Genomic DNA, 16,939 nt, shown 5'->3' with positions numbered 1-16,939 from the left:
GTCGGCGACAGAACGCGGCCGGCGGCTGAAGCGGTCAGTGCCCGGGAAGCGCGTCCACGACGCGAAGTACTTCCTCTTCCGTGTTGTAGAAATGCGGGGATATGCGAATGCCGCCTCCGCGGCGCGCGCCGATGATCTGGTGGCTCCGCAGCGTGCGATGCAGGGCTTCGGTCTCGTGTACCGGACTGTCGAACGTCACGATGCCCGACCATTCGGATGCACCCCGTGGACTCAGGACGCGGTAGCCTGCGTCGCGCAGCCCGTCGACCAGCCGGTCGGTCAGCAGTCGCAGTCTCCCCTGCACCGCGTCGATACCCACCTCCAGCAGCAAATCCAGGGAAGCGCCCAGTGCGTGTATGCCCAGCGTATTGTGGGAACCGCACTCGAAGCGCCGCGCCGTCGGTGCCGGCGTGGGATCGTAGGCATCGTAGTTGCCGGCGTCGGCCACCGAGTTCCAGCCCACTTCGTAGAGCCTCAGCCGATCCGTCAGGTGCGGCGCGCAGTAGAAGACGCCGATCCCTTCCGGACTCAGCAGCCATTTGTGGCCGTCGGCCGTGAGGAGGTCGATGGACATCTCCTCCACGTCCACCGGCGTCTGCCCGAGGGACTGAATGGCGTCGACGACGAAACAGACGTCCTTCTCACGGCACAGCGCGCCGATTGCCGCAAGGTCGTTGCGGAATCCGTTCCCGAACTCGACGTGGCTGATCGAAACGGCGCGCGTCCGCCCATCGATCCTGTCCGCGATCGAATCCACCGTGAGCCGGCCGTCCACGGACTCGACCATCCGTGTTTCCACGCCGTCTTGGGCAAGATTGAACCAGGGATATACGTTCGAGGGGAATTCCAGGTCGTTCAGGACCACGTTGTCGCCTGAACGCCAGTCGATGCCGTTGGCGGCGAAACACAGGCCTTCGGTCGTATTCTTGACGAAGGCGATCTGCTCGGGTGTGGCGTTGATCAAGCGGGCAGCCCGGGACCGGGCGGTCTCGATGGCGGCTTCCCAGTCGCGATAGTTAGAGGCGGCGTGCTCGTTGAAGTCCTCCACGTAGGCGCGCACGGCTTCCCTGGCGCGCGTGGGCAACGTGCCGACCGCCGCGTGGTTCAGATAGGTGCAGCGCTGGACGACAGGGAATTCCTGGCGGATGCGGTCCAGGTTCAATTCAGGCCGGTCCGGTTCGACGGGACAGTGTGCGGCAAGGCAGGGACGGGTGCCGGACCGTGTGGTACGGCAGCCTGATCGACGACAGTCCGATCAACAGTTAGAAACTTGCCGCGGCGTCCTCTGCCGAGTCGAAGATGTTGAAAACGGAATCCAGGCGGGTAACGACGACCAGCACGTTGTGCGTGCGTTCGCTCAGGTTAGCCAGCTTCAGGTCGCCTCCGGCTTCACGGAGGGTCTTGGCACTGCCCACGAGCGCGCCGACGCCCGAACTGCTGATGAGGTTCAACCTGCCCAAGTCGACGACGGCCGCGGTCGTGCCTTCGGCCTTCAATGCCCTCACGCGGTCATGGAATGCGGACACTTCGGGATCGCCCAGGAAGCTGCCGACGAGTTCGATAACCGGTATACCGTTAATCCTGCTTTCGTTCATTACACGCCTCCGTCTATAACACTGCTAAAGCAAAGACCAGCTATTGGATGGTGTAACATTAAACATCAGGTACCCGGTCTCCGCAAGGATAAATTGCGCGGATCGCGGTGGACCCGAAAGCGGTGCGGACGGCGCAAAAAGCGGCGCGGTAGATCGGTCTTTCGGCCGGTCCTGTGGCCGATTTCGCAGATGGCCGGACGGTCAGGTATTCGACGCAAAAACGGCGGTCTCGGCGCCTTTGGCGCTATAGCCCGGGCAGTGCCCGCTCTCGATGTAGGGACAGGGGCTCCGGGCGATGATCACGCGGACGCCCGACTGGCGCAGGCCCCGTCCGATCACGTCGCGCGACCGGTCCTCGTCCCAGGGATCGATGGTCTCGTTCAGCGAGACCGGGCAGGCTTCCACGATGCCGTCGATGCTGAGCGGCATCGTCTCGCGGCCCGGTTCGGATCCGCCCAGGTTGGGCGTGCCCTGGAACCCGGACAGGGCCGTCGTCGCGTTGTCCAGGATGAGGATGATCAGATCAGACCCCTGGTGGGCCACGTTGAAGAGCGCGTTGGCGCTCAGGTGAAAGAAGTCGGAATCCCCTACGACGGCGATCACGGGGTCGGTCACGCCGGCGAGGACCAGACCCGATGCGATGCCGATGCTCGAACCCATGGAGTATTTCACGTCGAGCATCTCGAAGGGCGGCGTGCTGATCTTGATCGCGCAACCGGGGTCCACCACGTACACCGGCGACAGGCCGAATTGCCCGCTCAAATCGCGCAGGATTTCAAATACGGGCGTGTAAGGACAGTTTTCCGGAAGGCCCGCCTCGCTGGGCAGGTCTTTGTGTTCCGCTTGCGGCGGGAAGTCGTGTGCCGGCTTGAATCCGGGGACGAAACCGGCCAGGGCCTCCGCGATCTGGCCACGGAACAACTCCCCTTCCCGCGACACGGCCCCGTCGTGCTTGCCGCTTATCGGCGTCGAGATCTTCGCGTCATAGGAGACCGATTTAATCAATGTTTCGAGAAAGGGCTCGTTCTCTTCCAGGACCAGGGTTTTCTCGGTGGAGGCAAGAAAGCGGGTGATCCGACCGGTGGGCAGTGGCCACAGGGTGGAAAGCTTGAGAATGGACAGGCCTGAGATATCCACCCCATGAAGCACGTCCATCAATTTGGTGTGGATCACTCCCGCGGCGATGATACCGGTCTTCCCGGTGCCGGTGATCTGGTTGAAGCCCGCGGATTCGAAATGCATGGCGACCGCCTCAAGCCGCTCGTGCAGTCGCCGATGCAGCTGGACGGCGTTTCCGGGCACCGATACCCACCGCATGGGATGCCGATCGAAGGCATGGGGCCGAACGTGAGCCGTACGGGGGATCTCAGGAGGTTCCACTTCCTCTTCCAGCGCTCCGTACGTCTTCGTGATGCGCACGATGACGGGCATTTGCGTCTCGCGGGACAGCCGGAAGGCCTCCCGGGTCATGGTGATCCCTTCGGAGGGCGTCGCCGGTTCCAGCATGGGCAGTTCGCTACCCCAGGCGATCGGGCGGGTATCCTGGTCGTTCTGGGTGGCCCAGGCGCCCGGGTCGTCCCCAAGCAGGATGACGAGCCCGGCGCCCACGTCCGTCAGGTTGGCCACCATGACGGTATCCAGGGCGACGTTGAACCCGACGCCCTTGCAGCCCATCAGGGCCGGGACGCCGCCGATGGATGCGCCCACCGCCGTTTCGAAAGCGACTTTCTCGTTGGTGGACCATTCCACGTACAGCCCGTGGCTCTCCGAGAATCCACGCAGAAACTCGATGGTACTGCTGCTCGGTGATCCAGGATAGCTTGTCGCCACCGCGACACTCGCCTGCAGCGCGCCGTACGCGATGGCCTGGTCACCGGTGATGCGCATCCCGGCCATGTAACGCTCCCGCAAGGGCAAAACCATGCTTGAATGAACGTGTGAATATAGGTTTTGCGGCCCTTGACGGTCAAGCGATATCCGTCGCGGAGAACCGGCCAGAAACCGCTTGCGACCGTTCCGCCGTCCGGCTATATTTGACGCGTTTCCCTTCAAGGTTCAGCACCGGGGCCACTTGACGCGGGACCGCATGACACGGGACCGCATGATGCGGGCACGTCCGTGCCGGTCCTCCGGTGCCACGCATTTCGCTCCGAAGATCCACGCGGGCGACGGAGATATGGGAATGGCAAAAAGTCGGCAGGCATCCGGACGGAAAAAGGCGGCGAAAAACGGACGGTCCGGACAGACCGGACGGTCCGGACGGACCGGACGGATGGCGGACACCATCGAAGAACTGGACGGGATGCTGGCCGGCGCGGGACCGGCCGAAGCGGACAACGAGAAATACTGGCAGGCCGTGAGAGCCCAGTTTCCCTATAACGGTTCCATACACTACACCAACAACGGGACGATCGGCATTCTGCCCCACATGGTCCTGCAGGCCCAGATCGCGGTCCTGAAGGAAACGGAGATCCAGGACGGGGACACCGGGGGCGTCGCCTATCCGGCGCCTCACGAGGCCCACGAGAAGCTGGCCGCGCTGATTAACGCGGACCCTTCCGAGGTCGCCATCACGAGGAATTCAACCGAGAGCATGAACATCATCGCCCTCGGCCTCGACCTGAAACCGGAAGACGAGATCCTTACGACGACCCACGAGCACTACGGCGGCTGGTCCTGCTGGCAGCACCGGCACGCACAATTCGGCAACCCGATCCGCAAGCTCGACCTGTACGATCCGCCGGAAGACGAGGACGAGATCGTCCGGCTGTTCGAGGAAGCCATCCGGCCCGAAACCCGCGTGCTCAGCTTCTGCCACGTCACCTGCACGACGGCCTGGCGCCTGCCCGTCCGGAAGATCTGCGCCATGGCCCGCGAGCGCGGGCTCATCACCGTCGTCGACGGGGCGCAGTCGGTGGGCATGATCGCGGTCGACGTGAAGGACCTCGGCGGCGACTTTTACGTGAGCAGCACGCACAAGTGGCTGTTTACGCCGAAGGGCACGGGCCTGCTTTACGTGGATGACGCCGCGCAGGACAAGATCGGGCTGGGTTACTACACGGGCGGCGGCCCGCCGACGGCGAGGCGGTTCGAGAACAACGCTTCCCAGAGTCACGCGCCGCTGGTGGGATTCGCCGTGGCCGTGGATTTCCACAACGCCATCGGCACCAGCCTGGTCGAGGACCGCGGCGGGGCCATGGCGAAATGGCTCAAGACCCGTCTTTCCGACATACCCGGCGTTCGGGTCTGGACGCCGATGAACCGCGCACTCTCCGCGTCCATGGTATCTTTCTCCATCGCCGGCATGACCTCCTCCGACGTGGGCACGCCGCTCCGGGAAAGGTACCGGATCCACAGCCGCGGACTGTACGAAGGGGGCTACCACGGCGCACGCATTTCCTGCGCCATGCACAATAGCTACGAAGAAATGGAGCGAGTCGCCGGCGCCGTGCGCGAAATCGCGGCGAACCGGTGCTAGAGGTGCAAAAACCTGGTTCATTCAAGCGTACGTCTGAACAGGTGCAAATAACGCGGGAGAACGGATCATGTCCGATACTGCACTTACCATAAAGGCACTGAAAGACCGGTTGGGAGATGCGTTCGCGGAGAACGTCGTCCTCCGCATCAAACGCGACGGCGAGTACGTGGAATTCACGGGGTCGGAAGCGGCCCGCCGGGCCGACGCGCTCGCAGGACTGCTCGCCTCCCTCGGTTTGCAACACGGCGACCGGGTCGCGCTGCTGGCGGCCAACCAGCCCGAATGGGGCATCGCCTACCTGGCCATCGTCGGGCACGGGATGACGGCCGTGCCCATCGACCGGCTGTTAAAACCCGGTGAATACCAGCGGATCCTCGAGGATTCCGGGGCGCGGGCCATCGTCGTGTCGGACGCCTTCCGGGACGATTTCCATTCCATCGCCGGTTCCTTGCCCGAACTCAAGCACGTGCTGAGCCTGGAAGAGGTAATGGCCAGCGAGACGGACGCCGCCGCGCCCGAAAACCAGGTCAACCCGGATGACCTCGCCGTCCTGATCTACACCTCGGGCACGACCGGCCGGCCCAAGGGCGTGATGCTGTCCCACCGCAACATCATGTCCAACGTGTCGGCCGCCAGCCAGGTCATATCCATTAGCTCCGACGACAGTTTCGTTTCCGTGCTCCCCCTGCACCATACCTTCGAGTGCACGGCCGGGTTCCTTGCGCCGGTCTTCAACGGCGCCATGGTGTCCTACGTGGGCAGCCTCAACTCGAGAGACATCGTCGAGACCATGAAGGACTCCAGGGCGACGATCATGCTTGCCGTCCCGCTGCTGTACGAGAAAATGTACCAGGGGATCATGCGCAAGGTCGGCTCCCAGCCCGCGGTCACGCGGACCGTGTTCAACCTCCTGATGGGCGTGGTGAAACTGGGCGAGAAGTTCAACAAGCGCATGGGCACAGCCCTGTTCCGGAGCCTTCGGGACAAGGGCGGGCTGGGGACGATCCGGTTCTTCGTGTCCGGCGCCGCCGCGCTGCCGCCCGAGGTGGCCGAGGGATTCGATCGGCTGGGCCTGCGCATCCTGCAGGGTTACGGGCTTACGGAAACCTCTCCGGTCGTTTCCGTGCACCGCGTGGAGCAGCCTCCGAAACCCGATTCCGTCGGACCGCCCATTAATGGCGTGGACGTGGAAGTCGTGAACCCGGACGACACGGGCGTGGGCGAACTCGTCGTGCGGGGTGAGAACGTGATGCTGGGCTACTACAACAATCCCGAGGCCACGGCCGAAGTCCTCAAGGACGGCGCGCTATATACCGGCGATTCGGGATGGATCGACGACGAAGGGCATGTCCATATTGCGGGCCGGCTCAAGAACGTGATCGTCACCCGGGCCGGCAAGAACATCTATCCGGAGGAAATCGAGGGTGAACTCGTCCTCAGTCCCTACATCGCGGAGGCGCTCGTCTTCGGCGCCGAAAACGCGGATACGGGAGAAGAATACGTCCGAGCGGTGGTGGTCCCCGACTTCGAAGTCCTGGAAGAAGAAGGCACACCGGACGACGACGAGACCCTGACCGCGCTCATGAACCACGAGGTGCGGGAGCGTTGCCGGAACCTCGCGGACTACAAGCGCGTCAGAGAAGTGGAGCTGCGCCGGGAGGAGTTCTCGAAGACTTCCACGCGCAAGATCAAACGTTTTCTCTTCAAGACCGGGCAGGAAAGCCCCGCGGAGGACACCGCCGGCCAGTGAGGGAGATGCCGCGATCCCCGGAAGGCGGAATCACGATCCATGGATAACAGGTTACACCCACCCGATTCGGATCCGGCGCCGCATTCCTCGAAGGATACGCTCCCGCATGCCCTGCGGCCGGACGAAGCCGGGCGGCAGCCCACGCACTGGCGCCGCCCCACCGTCCTGTTCGCCTGTACCTTCCTGACCACCCTGATCTCCGGCACCATCATGGAGCACCCCACGGTCCCCCCGCTGGTGGTGCTGTTCACCCTGGTGACCGTCCCGACGCTTCTCCTGGACGGTTTGCCCTTTTCCCTGTCGGTGCTCGGCATCCTCATGGCCCACGAGATGGGCCACTATCTCTACGCCAGGTGGTACGGCGTCCACACCTCCCTTCCTCATTTCATTCCGTCGCCCTTCTTCTTCATCACGCCGAATCCGGGTACCTTCGGCGCCGTCATCGTGACGAAGGCGCCCTACCCGAACCGGCAGGCCCTGATGGACATCGGCGCCGCCGGTCCCATCGCCGGATTCATCGTGGCAGTCCCGATCATGGCGTACAGCCTGGTCGGCGCCCGGGTGGATCTCATTCCCGGTGAGGGAGAGGGCCTTTACCTCGGCGAACCCCTGGTGTTTCAGGCGCTCGCCTACCTGATACACGGTCCGCTGCCCGAAGATTACACCATTTATCTCGATTCCGTGGGCCTGGCGGCATGGTTCGGCTGCCTGGTCACCATGCTCAACCTGCTGCCGGTGGACCAGTTGGACGGCGGCCATATCCTGTATGCCTTCACGGGAGGCGCGGCCGGAGGCAGGCGCCTGCAGAAAAACCTCGCGCTCGCGAGTTTTGCGGCGCTGGCCGTGCTGGGGTGGTATTCGCCGGGATGGTGGGTGTTCGGGGTCCTGCTGCTGTTGATGGGCAGGTTCAGCGGTTTCCGGCATCCCGCGCCGGTGGACGACGCGGCGCCGCTTCCCCGGCACAGCAGGTGGCTGGGCTGGCTTGCCGTCGTAGTCTTCATCCTGACCTGCATGCCGGTACCGATCTCGTTTACGTGACGGTAGCCCTGAAGTCCGGTGCGCGCGTTGTGGGTAGGTCGAGCAGTCAGAGCGGGCCGAGTACGCCGGGCGGGCCGAGTACGCCGGGCGGGCCGGGCAGGCCGAGTACGCCGGGCGGGCCGGGCAGGGATCAGCTGATCAGCAATCGCTCCAGTTTCTTGTGGATTCGTTCGTCGCCCCCGTCGATACGGTGGGCCTTGAGCAATTCGTCGATCGCCCGGGCGTTCTCACCCATGATCTCGAAGATGGACCCCAGCGCGTAGTGGGCCGCGAAATTGGTGGCGTCGAGATCGAGCGCCTCTTGGTACTCTCCGACCGCCAGTTCCCATTTCTCCTGACGGACGAAGATCTCTGCGAGACTCATGTGGATTTCCGAGTTGTCTCCATCCCACCGCATGGACTCCCGGTATGCGGCGACGGCCTCGTCGTACATGGTCCGCCGCTTGTACACCATGCCCAGGAGCTTGTAGGCGGCGCCGTTCCGGGGTGTACGGCGGATGACCTCGCGGAAGCAGTTGGTCGCCTTTTCGAATTCACCTAGATAGCAGTAGATCCGGCCCAGGTCCTGGAAGAGGGCGTCCGTTCGGTATCCGCCCTCGAGGGCGTTCAACATGTAGCCGCGGGCTTCGCTGTAGCACTCCTGCTTCATGTAGATCAGGCCGATATCGTACTGTACCGCGACCTTTTTCGGATACGCCCGCGCGCACTTGCTGAGCCATTCGAAGGCTTCGCTCGTGCGGCCGGTATACATGAGTCCGAGACCCAGGCCGCGCAGGGTCCAGTAGTCGGCCTGGTTCCGCTCCACGCGCTCGAAGCAGAGTCGCACGATGGTCTCGTAGTCCTTCTTCACCAGGAGGAGCTTGAGCTTATGAGACCAGAACCACATATTGTCTACACTTTCACGTACGGCCGGCACCGTAGAAGGGGGTTCGATTCCGGAGGAACGGGACACGCGGCGCCACCATCCCGATACCCTGAATATACGTCGGTTCGGCAGGGGTGTCAAGCGGACCCGGCTGGCCGGATTTCGGGGTTTTTCGCGTGGTCGAGGGAAATGGAATCGTAGGTCGGAATCAGATGGAGCGAACACGATAAATGACAGCCAGAGAAGAAGTTACGGGCGTCATCCTCGCCGGAGGAAAGAGCAGCCGGTTCGGCTCGAACAAGGCACTCAGCCGGATCGACGGAGACCGCCTGATCGAACGGCTTTGCCGGACGGTCGGTTCGGTGACGGGACGGATGATGCTGATCACCAACACCCCGGCAGACTACGCCTTCCTGGAGCTGGAAAGCCGGAAGGACCTGGTGCCCCGCTGCGGGCCCATCGGCGGCATTTATACCGCGCTAATGACGGCGCATACGCCGCTTTGCCTGTGCGTTGCCTGCGACATGCCTTTTGTCAGGCCGGAATTCCTGGAATACATGATGGAGCGGTCGTCCGGCTACGACGTGGTCGTCCCCGTGAACGACGGACGGGTGGAACCGCTGTGCGCGGTTTATCGTGAGACCTGCGTCCCGGCGATCGAGGACCGGATCCATGCGCGCAGATACAAGATCGCCGGATTCTTCGACGAGGTGCGCGTCCTGCGCCTTGTACCGGAGGAGGGTGGGTTCCACGACGACGGCATGTTCTTCAACATCAACGACAGGACGGATTACGACGAAGCGCTGAAGCGCATGACGGACCAGGCGCGCTAGCCGGACCAGGTGCGCTGGCCGGACCAGATGCGCTGGCCGGACCAGGTGAGCTAGCCGGAACGTCCCTCCACCAGCAGGACAAACTCCCCGCGCAGACGGCGGTCCCGGGTCTCTTCGCGCAGCACCGACAGCGGACTCCGGTCGATTTTTTCGTGAAGCTTGGTCAGGTCGTTCGCCAAGGCCGCCCTGCGGTCCCCGAACGCCTCCAGGGCGTCGGCGATGAGCGCGTGCACCCGGTGGGGGCTTTCGAAATAGATGAGCGTGTCCGCCCGGTCCGCGTCCGCTTCCAGATAGCGGCGCCGGGCTGCGGGCTTGCGAGGCGGGAAGCCGCAGAACGAAAACCGGTGGACCGGCAGGCCCGAGAGGACGAGCGCCATGATCGGTGCGCTCGGGCCGGGGGCCATGCTAACGGGGATTTCGGCCTGGATCGCGGCCTGGACGAGCCGGTAGCCGGGATCGGCGATACCGGGCGTGCCCGCATCCGTGACCAGGGCGAGGTCCCGTCCCCGTTCCAGGGCGGCCAGGGCCCTGGGGACGGCCCGCTGCTCATTGTGTTCATGGTAGGACATCTGCCGCGCGCTGATCCCGTAACGCTTGAGTAGCCGTCCGGTCCTGCGCGTGTCTTCGCTGAGCACGGTATCCACGCCGCGCAGGATCTCCAGCGCCCGAAGCGTGATGTCGTCCAGATGGCCGATCGGCGTGGCTACCAGGTAAAGCATGGATCAGTTCGTCTGTTCGGGGAACGGCGCGCGTATGTCGTAGCGGCCGTGTATCTCCACGGGAAGCGCTCCCTCCTCTACCATCCGGTCCAGCGGATTGTCTCCCGTCTGCAGCGGCAGTTCGACCACGTCGCGGATACGGGCCGACTCGTAGATCGCCATCATGAGTTCCATGGTCAGACGTGCGGTCTCGCCGTCGTTGCGGTGTCCTTCGCCGCTGCCGTCCAGCCAGGAAATGAACTCGTCGTACTGGTCGACCTCCACCGGCGGCGGCGTGATGGGCCGCCAGTCGCCGGCATGGCGGTTCAGCAGGAGCAGGCCGCCTTCGGGACCGCGTTTCAGGATCCCCTCCGTACCGTAGATGACGTCGCCCTGAAGCCCGGGATCGGGCAGGTCGCTTTCATAGGTACCCCTGATCCCGCCTTCGAAGGCGATGATCGCCGCACACCGGTCCTCGCACCGCACCCGGCGCTCCCAACGGTCCGTCTTGCGGGTCACCTGGCCGATCACCCAGACCGGAGCGGGGTCGCCCAGCACGTACATCATTTCGTCCAGTTCGTGAGTGCCCCGGTTGAGCAGGCCGTGGGCGTCCCGGCGCAGCATGGCCGTGGGCGCTCCGATCGCGCCGTCCATCACCAGGCGGCGCGCTTCCACGTTCTGCGGGGTGAACCTGCGCTGGTGGCCGATAGCGAGCTTGACGCCATGCTGCGCGCAGGATGCCAGCATGAGGTCGGCTTCGCGGAGGCTGGACGCCATCGGCTTCTCGCCAAGAATGCCCTTTGCGCCCGATTCCGCGGCTTTCACGGTGATTTCGGCGCGGACGTTCTGCCAGGTGGTGATGCTGACGATGTCACAGGCTTCTTCCTCCAGCATATCCACGTAATCCGTGTAGGGTTTCGCGTCGAATTCGTCGGCCAACTTGCGGGCGCTTCGCTCACTGACGTCGGCGACCGCGACCACGTCGGTCTGCGCCTTCTGCGTCCAGTGCCGCGCGTGCGAACCGCCCATTCCTCCGCAGCCTATGATGCCCACCCGATATGACCCGGACATGTGAACTCCTTGATTGCGTGTGCTTTCCCGTCTCCCGCGGTCTGTCGTCCCGCGCAATGTACCACTTGCCGAATGAACCCGCAACCACTGTTTGGCAGGGCCAGGCACGCCCGGGCGGGGTCGGTAAACCCCGGGCATGGACCAGCGGAACGATCGCCGCACCTTACTAATATATTGCTCCCCACTATCGTCGGTTGTAGGTTAGAACAGTTCAACTTCGGGAGAGTACGAAATGGACTACAACGGCCTGCAGGTCGCTACATTGGACGGGTCGCTACGGGACGCTATTGCCGCGCGCGGCGGCAGACCCATGGTAGCCAGTGCCGACGATCCGGAGCGCGTGGACGCCTTTATCGATGGCCTGGCCAGGGACGACATCGCCGTACTGTTGCTGTCGGAACCCGAGCATATCCGCGCGTTACTGGGGCGAGTGGCCGCCACGGGCCGGATCGAGGTCCTGCTGGATGCCGTCAGGCAGATTGCCGTGGGCTCGGCCGGGCCGGCCTGCACGGACATCTGGAGAAACCACCGTCTCTCGGTCGACTTCGAACCCGACGGAACGGGAGGCGAAGCACTCGTGTCAGGCATGGCGCGCCTGGCGGGCTACCTGGTCAACAAGAAGCGCACCGCGGTGGACGGAGGCGTGGATACCTCGTACTGGCACCGCACCGACATGCGGTGGCATTTCGAGAGCGATCCGTACGGTACCCGGGGTGAATCGGCCTTCCTCAGGGCGTGCCGCCGCGAATCGACGGAGTATACGCCCATATGGCTGCTGCGCCAGGCCGGCCGGTACCAGCGAGCCTACCGGGAACTCAAATCCGACCTGGATTTCCTGGATATGTGCAAGACCCCGGAGCTCACGGCGGAAATCACGTTGATGGCCGCGGAACGCCTCGGGGTGGACGCCGCCATCCTCTTCGCGGACATCCTGCCCCTGCTGCAGCCGATGGGGTTCCGCCTCGAATACATCACGGGCCAGGGTCCGGTCATTCACAACCCGTTGCGGTCGGCCGAAGCCGTGGACCAGCTCGAAGACGGGGAACCGGCGTCCCAGCACTTCGTCTACGAGGCCATCCGCATGGTGCTGCCCGCGCTGCCGCCCCATATCCCGCTCATCGGTTTTTCCGGCGCCCCATTCACCCTGGCGGCCTATGCCATCGAAGGCCAGAGTACCAAAGACTTCAGGCACCTCAAGACCTTCATGTATACCGATCCGGGCGCGTGGCACGCCTTCATGTCGAAGCTGGCCCGGGCCGTCACGGCGTACCTCAATGAACAGATTGAGGCCGGCGTCCACGCCGTGCAGCTGTTCGACAGCTGGGCCGGCTGCCTGTCACCCGACGATTACCGGGCGTTCGTCCTTCCCCACACGGGGTACGTCTTTTCCCACCTTCACCGGGGCGTGCCCAGGCTTCACTTCGGCGTGGGGACGGGGTCCCTGCTCGAACTGATGCGGGAGGCGGGAGGAGACGTCATCGGGCTGGACTGGCGGGTGGACCTGGCCGAGGCATGGCGACGGCTCGAATACGATACGGCCGTCCAGGGGAACCTCGATCCCGTGATCCTGTTCGCCTCCCCCAATGAAATCCGTAAACAGGCCGCGGCCATCCTGCACAAGGCCGCCGGACGTCCCGGCCACATATTCAATCTGGGCCACGGCATACTGCCCGGCACGCCGGAAGACCACGTGATCGCCCTGGTGGACGCCGTACATGAGATGGGAAGCGGTCGATGAAGGTCGTCGTGGTCGGCGGGGGCATCGCGGGATTGAGCGCGGTCCACCGGCTGACGGAATCCGGGCATCCCGGACTGGAAGTGACGCTGCTTGAAAGGTCGGACCGTTTCGGCGGGACGATCCGTACGGTCGAGCGCGACGGATGCCTGGTCGAACTGGGGCCTGATTCCTTTCTCACTTCCAAGCCCTGGCTTTCGGACCTCGCGGACCGCCTGGGCGTGGCGGATCGGATCATCCCCACCGCGCAGACCCATCGCAGGTCCCACGTGGTCCATCGCGGAAAGCTGCATCCGTTGCCCGACGGTTTTCTGATGATGGCGCCCACCCGGCTCTGGCCCATGGTGGGCACCTCCCTCTTTTCGTGGAAGGGCAAGGCCCGGTGCGCCCTGGACCTGGTTCTGCCCAGGGGGACCGCAACCGGCGACGAAAGCCTCGGCGCCTTCGTACGCAGGCGGTTCGGCGGCGAGGTGCTCGAACGTGTCGTCCAGCCGCTCATCGGCGGCATCTACGCGGGAGACCCGGATACCCTCAGCCTGAAGGCCACCATCCCGCGGTTCTTCGAGATGGAACAGCGTCACCGCAGCGTCATCAAGGCCATGGTCGCGCAGCGGCGCGCGGCCGCAAAGAGACAGCGTGATGCGTCCGCAGGCAGCGGGGCCTCCGCAGGTAACGGAAATTCCGTCAGTAGCGGTGACCGCGCCGGCAGCGGCGCCCGTTACGGCGAACTGGCTTCCTTCGACCGGGGCATGGAAACCATCGTGCAGGCGCTGCTGCGGCGACTGCCCTCGGACGCCATGCATACCCAGGCCGATGTGACGCGGCTGACCCGTGACGGCAGCGGCTTGAGCCTGTCCTGCGGCGATGGGCGGCATTTCCAAGCGGACGGCGTCATTCTCTCCGTGCCCTCCCGACATGCCGCGGAACTGCTGCACCGTACCGACACGGATCTTTACGACGAGCTGGCGGCCATCCCCCACGCGTCGTCGGCCGTCATGAACCTCGCATACCGGCGTTCGGACGTGCCCCATCCGCTGGACTGCTTCGGTTTCGTGGTGCCCGCGGTAGAGGATCGCAAAATCATCGCCTGCACCTTCAGCAGCGTGAAGTTTCCGAACCGGGCGCCGGAAGGCCTCGTCCTGTTGCGCGTGTTTTTAGGTGGCATGCTTCAGCAGGAACTGCTCAAGTCCGGCGACGAGATCCTGCTGCGGATCGTACGCGGGGAATTACGGGACCTGATGGGCATCGAAAACGAGCCACTGCACACGGAACTGGCGCGCTATCCGGACGCCATGCCCCAGTACCTGGTCGGCCACGGCCGGCGCGTTGAGCGGATCGGATCGCTGCTCGGGCGGCATCCCGGGCTCGCATTGGCGGGCAATGCCTACGGGGGCGTGGGCCTGCCCGACTGCGTGCGCTCGGGTGAACAGGCGGCGGAGCGGGTCCTGGGCGGAGCGGATGCCACCCAACTCACCTGACCAGCCTCCTGAAGGGTTCCTTCTTGAGGTCGCATTCAAGCAGTTCCGACAGGTTGCCGTGGTCCAGGCCCGATTTGATGAGCCCGAAAACCTCGGCGGCCGCCTCGCCCAGTTGCCGGACGTCTTCCTCCGTATGAGCCATGGTGACCCGAAACGAGGTAGGGGTGAAGATGCCCCGGCGCGACATCTCCTGTACGAACAGCGTGGAGACGATGGGGGTGAGTTCCGGATCGGGCAGGTCGAAGGCGAGTCCGGGATTGTGGGATAGGCCCACGCAGGCGCCGGGCAGTCCCGCGCTCGCGAAGGCGTCGTTTATCGTCTTCTTGACCAGTTCGCCCATGGCATCGAAGAAAGGTACCGAGTCCCGTCGCTTCAACTCACGAATAGTGGTCAGCGCCGCGGCAAGGCCCACGTTGTCGCTCCAGTAGGAACTGGATACGAACATCGACGCGGCGGGCGCCATGGCCTCGCGGGACCCTACGACGGCGCCCATGGCGTATCCGTTCGACATGGCCTTGGCCAGGGTGGTAACGTCGGGCGTCACCCCGGTATACTCCTGGAATCCCCCGATGCGGAAGCGCCAGCCACAGGACACCTCGTCGAATATCAGCAGCGCGCCGTTTTCGTGGGTCAGCGACTTGACGGCTTCCAGGTAGCCAGGCGGCGGGAGATCGGACCGCGCGGGTTCCATCATGACCGCCGCGACCTGTCCCTCGTACTTTTTCAGAAGGTCCGAGAGCATGTCCAGGTCGCCGTACGTGAAGGGGATGGCCGTCCCGGCCAGCACCCTCGGCACGCCGATCGGCTCGATGCCGGCGAAGGGATACTCGCCGCTCTCCGGATCGACGAGGTAGTTGGCGGACTGGTACCAATCGTGCCAACCGTGATATCCGCAGAAGAGGATGATGTCCCTGCCGGTGGTTCCCCGCACGATCCGCACGGCCAGGGCGCAGGTTTCTCCCCCGGCCTTGGCGTATCGCACCATCTCGGCGCTTGGGATTGTGTTGACGAGTTCCTCGGCCAGTTCGATTTCCAGCGGACCGTTCAGCGTGTAGATACTGCCCCGGTCGATCTGTTCCTTCACCGCTCCGTCAACGATATCATCGGCGTGACCCAGGATGATGGCGCTGACCGCGTTCATCATGTCCAGGTACTCGTTGCCGTCCACGTCTACGAAACGCGCGCCCTTGGCGCTTCTGGCGTAGACCGGGCTGACACCGTTGGCAAACTGGCTTGCCCGCCGGCTGATGAGTTGTGTCCAACCGGGGATCAGTTCCTCGGCCCGCCGGTACATGCGCATGGACCGTTCTACGGAACGGGTGACGGACATTTTTATCTTCCTTTCCTGGTCATTATGCTTTGCTGCTTCGGGTCCAGCCTCGCGGCCTGTGCCACGGCTTGAAGAGCGCGCGTTGGTCGTCGTCCCATCGGGCGAAAGTGGCTTCCGTCACATAGGGAAATTCGTCCATGGTCGCCTGGTTCTGCGACAGCATCCAGTAGGGCCCATAACCCACGTGGATCGTCTTGCGGACCCGGTCGGAACTGTTGGTAACGCCTCCGTGACGGAGGTTCTCCGTGAACAGTATGGCGTCACCGGCCTTGACTTCCAGCGCGGCCACGCCGGGTTCCTCGTCCGGATTGCCGTCATAGGGACAGGGCAGGTTCGTCTTGTGGGTTCCGGGAATGACGCAGAACGCACCGTGTTCCCGGGACACGTCATGGATAAAATAGACCATGCGCACCATCATGCAGTCGATTCCGTTGGCGTTGAACCCATACCGGTACTTTTGGTTCTCGAGCCGCATGCCCCCGTGCAGTCCCGACAGGTTCCCGCGGTAGCGGATCCGGATCTCGGAATTGTTGATCGTGGACCTGCCCTGGACGATCCCGCCGATATAGGCCATGGTGCGCGCGTCGTTCACCAGCGCGTCGAATCGCTCGTCGGCGTTCCAGAAGTCCTCGATGATGACGGTCCTGCCCTCCGCGTTCGATCCGTCCACGTGATATCCCCGTTCCGGATTCCGGTGGTAATCCGGCCCCCACGGACTGACCTTGCGCGGCGGTTTTTCCAGGTTCTCCAGTGCGTGTGCTTCCAGTTCGTCCACCGCCGCCGACAGCGAGGAGACGGTGCCCGGATCCAGCAGGTCTTCGATCACGATGTAGCCCTGGCGGTCGAATTCATAGCGTTCGGATTCGTTCATGATGACTCCTTGGCTGCCCGTCTCCCTTAGCGGAATGTAGGCCGCCTGTTCCACCGATGCCACCGTTCGCGATTTCATCCTCGAGGCCCACTCCATACAAAATAACGCGCGACCGTGACCCTGACAATATGCGCGTGGCTTGCACGGGTTTTTTTCCGCGGCGCCGAAGAGTCCAATCTGGTAGTTGACGCGTCCGG

General features: G+C 64.0%; 14 protein-coding genes. 6 read left to right on the top strand and 8 right to left on the bottom strand.

Annotated features, from left to right (window positions below):
- Positions 1 to 34: 34 nt before the first annotated feature.
- From F4X08_06855 to F4X08_06845, 3 genes are all read right to left on the bottom strand, one after another.
- The gene (locus tag F4X08_06855) at positions 35 to 1,162 is read right to left on the bottom strand and encodes an aminotransferase class V-fold PLP-dependent enzyme (protein ID MYD25515.1); all 1,128 of its coding nucleotides are present in this window, start codon (positions 1,160 to 1,162) and stop codon (positions 35 to 37) included.
- 100 nt (positions 1,163 to 1,262) lie between these two features.
- A complete protein-coding gene (locus tag F4X08_06850) occupies positions 1,263 to 1,595 on the bottom strand; it encodes an STAS domain-containing protein (protein MYD25514.1) in 333 nt (110 codons plus the stop codon).
- 201 nt (positions 1,596 to 1,796) lie between these two features.
- Positions 1,797 to 3,518, bottom strand: coding sequence for a hypothetical protein (locus tag F4X08_06845; protein MYD25513.1), 1,722 nt, complete (start codon positions 3,516 to 3,518; stop codon positions 1,797 to 1,799).
- Positions 3,519 to 3,681: 163 nt separating this feature from the next.
- Between F4X08_06845 and F4X08_06840 the strand changes: the two genes are divergently transcribed.
- The 3 genes from F4X08_06840 to F4X08_06830 all read left to right on the top strand — a co-directional run bounded on the left by F4X08_06840 (position 3,682) and on the right by F4X08_06830 (position 7,861).
- Positions 3,682 to 5,073 (top strand): aminotransferase class V-fold PLP-dependent enzyme, encoded by a 1,392-nt coding sequence (locus F4X08_06840; GenBank protein MYD25512.1) that lies wholly within the window; start codon positions 3,682 to 3,684, stop codon positions 5,071 to 5,073.
- Positions 5,074 to 5,140: 67 nt separating this feature from the next.
- Positions 5,141 to 6,823 carry an AMP-binding protein gene (locus tag F4X08_06835; protein ID MYD25511.1) on the top strand — a complete coding sequence of 561 codons (1,683 nt, stop codon included), beginning with the start codon at positions 5,141 to 5,143 and terminating at the stop codon, positions 6,821 to 6,823.
- Between the two features lie 39 nt (positions 6,824 to 6,862).
- Positions 6,863 to 7,861, top strand: coding sequence for a site-2 protease family protein (locus F4X08_06830; protein MYD25510.1), 999 nt, complete (start codon positions 6,863 to 6,865; stop codon positions 7,859 to 7,861).
- 130 nt (positions 7,862 to 7,991) lie between these two features.
- Here the strand turns inward: F4X08_06830 and F4X08_06825 are convergent, their stop codons facing one another.
- Positions 7,992 to 8,747 carry a tetratricopeptide repeat protein gene (locus tag F4X08_06825; protein MYD25509.1) on the bottom strand — a complete coding sequence of 252 codons (756 nt, stop codon included), beginning with the start codon at positions 8,745 to 8,747 and terminating at the stop codon, positions 7,992 to 7,994.
- 209 nt (positions 8,748 to 8,956) lie between these two features.
- On the opposite strand from F4X08_06825, the gene F4X08_06820 reads away from it, so the two are divergent.
- Entirely contained in the window at positions 8,957 to 9,559 is a 603-nt protein-coding gene (locus F4X08_06820; GenBank protein ID MYD25508.1) for a molybdenum cofactor guanylyltransferase, read from the top strand.
- A 50-nt stretch (positions 9,560 to 9,609) separates the two neighbouring features.
- Here the strand turns inward: F4X08_06820 and rsmI are convergent, their stop codons facing one another.
- On the bottom strand, positions 9,610 to 10,278 hold the full coding sequence (gene rsmI, locus F4X08_06815; protein MYD25507.1) for a 16S rRNA (cytidine(1402)-2'-O)-methyltransferase: 669 nt from the start codon (positions 10,276 to 10,278) through the stop codon (positions 9,610 to 9,612).
- A 3-nt stretch (positions 10,279 to 10,281) separates the two neighbouring features.
- Complete coding sequence (locus F4X08_06810) at positions 10,282 to 11,466, bottom strand: Gfo/Idh/MocA family oxidoreductase (protein MYD25506.1); 1,185 nt, start codon at positions 11,464 to 11,466, stop codon at positions 10,282 to 10,284.
- Between the two features lie 535 nt (positions 11,467 to 12,001).
- Between F4X08_06810 and hemE the strand changes: the two genes are divergently transcribed.
- Entirely contained in the window at positions 12,002 to 13,066 is a 1,065-nt protein-coding gene (hemE, locus tag F4X08_06805) for a uroporphyrinogen decarboxylase (protein ID MYD25505.1), read from the top strand.
- The gene (hemG, locus tag F4X08_06800; protein MYD25504.1) at positions 13,063 to 14,541 is read left to right on the top strand and encodes a protoporphyrinogen oxidase; all 1,479 of its coding nucleotides are present in this window, start codon (positions 13,063 to 13,065) and stop codon (positions 14,539 to 14,541) included. The genes hemE and hemG overlap by 4 nt, the downstream gene beginning before the upstream one ends.
- Here hemG and F4X08_06795 read toward each other — a convergent pair.
- Both F4X08_06795 and F4X08_06790 read right to left on the bottom strand, forming a co-directional pair.
- The gene (locus F4X08_06795; GenBank protein ID MYD25503.1) at positions 14,534 to 15,871 is read right to left on the bottom strand and encodes an aminotransferase class III-fold pyridoxal phosphate-dependent enzyme; all 1,338 of its coding nucleotides are present in this window, start codon (positions 15,869 to 15,871) and stop codon (positions 14,534 to 14,536) included. The genes hemG and F4X08_06795 overlap by 8 nt on opposite strands.
- A gap of 22 nt (positions 15,872 to 15,893) precedes the next feature.
- Positions 15,894 to 16,838: a phytanoyl-CoA dioxygenase family protein gene (locus F4X08_06790; GenBank protein MYD25502.1), complete on the bottom strand. Its 945-nt coding sequence runs from the start codon at positions 16,836 to 16,838 to the stop codon at positions 15,894 to 15,896.
- Positions 16,839 to 16,939 lie beyond the last annotated feature (101 nt).

The organism is Gemmatimonadota bacterium, from assembly GCA_009841265.1.
Taxonomy (GTDB): Bacteria; JAAXHH01; JAAXHH01; order JAAXHH01; family JAAXHH01; genus JAAXHH01.
The sequence above is the reverse complement of the archived record's forward strand: the minus strand, read 5'-3'. Positions and strand labels throughout refer to the sequence as shown.